The sequence below is a fragment of the Flagellimonas onchidii genome, from assembly GCF_004804315.1.
Lineage (GTDB): Bacteria > Bacteroidota > Bacteroidia > Flavobacteriales > Flavobacteriaceae > Flagellimonas > Flagellimonas onchidii.
The window spans coordinates 113,959-117,302 of record NZ_SRXX01000013.1 but is presented as its reverse complement, the minus strand read 5'-3'; the positions used below and the strand labels follow the sequence as shown (position 1 = coordinate 117,302).

The 3,344-nt window shown below is 36.4% G+C and carries 3 protein-coding genes; 2 read left to right on the top strand and 1 reads right to left on the bottom strand.

Going from position 1 to position 3,344, the window contains the following annotated elements; genetic code table 11:
* Positions 1-789: 789 nt before the first annotated feature.
* Positions 790-1,209, bottom strand: a complete 420-nt coding sequence (locus tag E4661_RS14325; protein ID WP_136468143.1) for a hypothetical protein — start codon at positions 1,207-1,209, stop codon at positions 790-792.
* A gap of 359 nt (positions 1,210-1,568) precedes the next feature.
* On the opposite strand from E4661_RS14325, the gene E4661_RS14320 reads away from it, so the two are divergent.
* Positions 1,569-2,369 carry a TIGR00266 family protein gene (locus tag E4661_RS14320; protein WP_136468142.1) on the top strand — a complete coding sequence of 267 codons (801 nt, stop codon included), beginning with the start codon at positions 1,569-1,571 and terminating at the stop codon, positions 2,367-2,369.
* Between the two features lie 114 nt (positions 2,370-2,483).
* Positions 2,484-3,137, top strand: coding sequence for a DUF2461 domain-containing protein (locus E4661_RS14315; protein WP_136468141.1), 654 nt, complete (start codon positions 2,484-2,486; stop codon positions 3,135-3,137).
* Positions 3,138-3,344: the final 207 nt, after the last annotated feature.

The window sequence follows — 3,344 nt, the reverse complement described above, 5'->3', positions numbered from 1 at the left end:
TTTGGCAAGTTCTAATAATCCTAACTTTGGTTTGATGATCTTTTCTTCTGTACTCATCTGACAAATCTAATTTAAGGGTTAAACTAATTTATTAAGATTGTCAGATTAAGTCTTAACTATTACAATTTAGTATAAGCTATTTGAAAAAATGTTTAACATGCTGAATGTTAATAAATAAACACCAGTATTAAGCCTATTCTTTTTAAATTTACAGTAACAAAAAACATCCTGAAAAGGACGTTTGGATTTTCCTGAAGAGGGTCAAACCTTATGCTATTTACTATTGGTAGTAGTAATAACTTCTGTAGAGCGATGTGTAATTATCTACAAATGATAACGCAAATAAGGTTCGTTGACTCTCTTTTTCTTTTATCAAACAACCTACTAATTATTTGTATTGTTTGATGTTCAAATATACGCATCAATTTTATTGACACTACAATTCTTTGTTTAAAATTGTAAACAATGGTTTGTGATATTTTCATTACGTCTTCCCCATATCAACTTAACGAGAAGAGAAACCTCATACAAAAAAGTACAGGGTCAAGTATTAAGTAAGATATGGAGCTATCTAAACCTTTTCAAGGACAACCTTATAGCTGTTGCCATCTTTTAATTTGATTTCCTTGTTGTAGAAGCTGCTCAAGAACGTATCCTTGTCATACTTCTTCAATCTAGCTTCGACCATATTAAAATATTGGTCTGGTGAAATAGTCCTTTTTGGCTTTTCTCCTTTGTTGTCCTCTTTTTCAAAAACTGTATTTAGGTCAATGACTTTAAATATGGTATTTATCGGTCGATAATCTGGAAAGTTGCGGACACTCCATTTGCAGCAACCACGTACCTGAAGATGTTTTCATTTAAACTCCCATTCCTTCCCCAACGTTCAATAGAGGCATCCAGAAACTTATACCCTTCCCCTTTGGAATCAACACAATAGATAAAAACATTCTTAGGCCGATAACCTGATGATAACACCATTTGGCTAAATAGTTCCAATTCCATTCTTTTCGGCTTTCTATCAATGAAAACCACTTCGATTAATTTCTCGTCGGAACTGGAAACCACTACATCCGCTACAAAAGATGGAGAACCAGGTATAGGAATACCATCTTTGTCCAAAAAGACAAATCTTTCATCTAATGTAACTCTGTATTCATCCGTAAAGGAGGATTTCAGAAACTCTAAAATGGTTTCCTTGTCAATCATAGAAAATTAAAATTAAAACGGATTGTTATCAATCAAGTAATATATCCCGTAAAGGAATATTCCTACCATAAGAACGGTAAAGACCCAAAACAAAATATCCTTGTATCTTTTTCGCATAGAGGCAAATATCTAAAATTAACATTCTATTACTTACAAATTGACGTTGAAATGTATTTTTTACTGTCCTAATGCCCTATAAAGCATTGTCTGAAGATTAAATGATGATGTTTTGAGGACACATACATAGTGGTTTTTATACTTCTGAAACGATTGAGCATGAAGTGTAACAATTTATATTTTAGGTATACCAATATGAAAAGGAAATGGTTATTGAAAATAATAAAGTAAGAGAAACTTATATGAACACAAATCACGAAATAGACTATCAAATTTATGGGGAAGAAATGCAATACGTTGAAATTGAACTCGACCCTCAAGAGGCAGTTGTGGCAGAAGCAGGAAGCTTTATGATGATGGAAACTGACATAAAAATGGACACCATTTTTGGCGACGGCTCCAATCAAGATTCAGGGGTGTTGGGAAAACTGTTCTCTGCCGGTAAACGCTTACTTACCGGAGAAAGCCTGTTTATGACTGCTTTCCTTAATGTAGGACAGGGAAAAAAACAGGTAAGCTTTGCTTCCCCTTATCCAGGAAAGATTCTGCCCATAGACCTTTCAGAAAAAGGAGGGAAATTTATTTGTCAGAAAGACGCTTTCCTGTGTGCTGCCAAAGGTGTTTCTGTGGGAATTGAATTTTCAAAACGGTTAGGACGTGGGTTGTTCGGTGGAGAAGGGTTTATTATGCAAAAACTGGAAGGTGATGGAATGGCCTTTGTGCATGCAGGAGGAACTATGGCTAAAAAAGAACTGGCTCCTGGCGAAGTGTTAAAAGTGGATACCGGTTGTATCGTAGGATTTTCACAGACTGTGGATTACAATATTGAATTTGTAGGAGGTATCAAGAACACCGTATTTGGAGGAGAAGGACTCTTTTTTGCAACACTCCGCGGACCAGGAACTGTTTATGTACAATCATTACCTTTTAGTCGATTGGCAGGCCGGGTTTTGGCAGCCGTTCCCAGAGGTGGTAAAGATAAAGGTGAGGGTAGTCTTTTAGGGGGGCTGGGTGATATTGTAATGGGTGATAACCGGTTTTGAAGTACGAGGAACGAAATACGAAGTAGAAAGTTAAAAATCAAGGAATCTTTTAAAGCTTGGTAATGGGAGACCAATACTTCGTATTTCTAATTTTGTATTTCTTACTTTCGATGTATGAACTTTCAAGACCTTTTTGATTTTCTTGCCCAACTTCAACAAAACAATAATAAAGAGTGGATGGATGCCAACCGCAAGTGGTATCGAGCCTTGCGAAACGACTTTGTTCTATGGTTGGATGATTTAGACTTGACCATGGCCGGGTTGCATGAGGATTACTATCCCACACCCGGTAAGAATGGTATCAATAGAATCAATAACAATTTGATGTTTCATCCTCATAAACCGATTTACAAGGACCATTTTGGTGCGGGTTTGGATAAGGCTCCTAAATCAGCAGATTTTTATATTGAGGTAGGTTTGAAGCAATGTTTATTGGCTGGAGGGTTTTGGCGTCCAGAAGCAAAGACTTTAAAGAGTATCCGCGATGGTATTGATTATAATGGTGAAGAATTACAGGAAATATTGAATAAGCCTTCATTTAAAAAATATTTTGGTGGACTTTATGAAGATGAGAAGCTGACCAATGCCCCAAAAGGATTCACCAATACCCATCTCCATATCGGTTTACTCAGGAACAAGACTTTCGCCGTGGAGTGTCAGCTAAAGAGGGAAGAAGTTTTTCAATCTGATTTCAAAGAAAAAATAAAAGAAGTTTATCTCGAAATGCTCCCTTTTAGGAGGTATCTGAACAATGCAGCGTCGGTATAGTTTTGTTATCAGTTATCAGTTATCAGTTATCAGTTATCAGTTATCAGTTGGCTATTTTAATGGCAATATGTACTTTCCCTAAACCCTAAACCCTAAACCCTAAACCCTAAACCCTAAACCCTAAACCCTAAACCCTAAACCCTAAACCCTAAACCCTAAACCCTAAACCCTAAACCCTAAACCCTAAACCCTAAACCCTAAACCCTA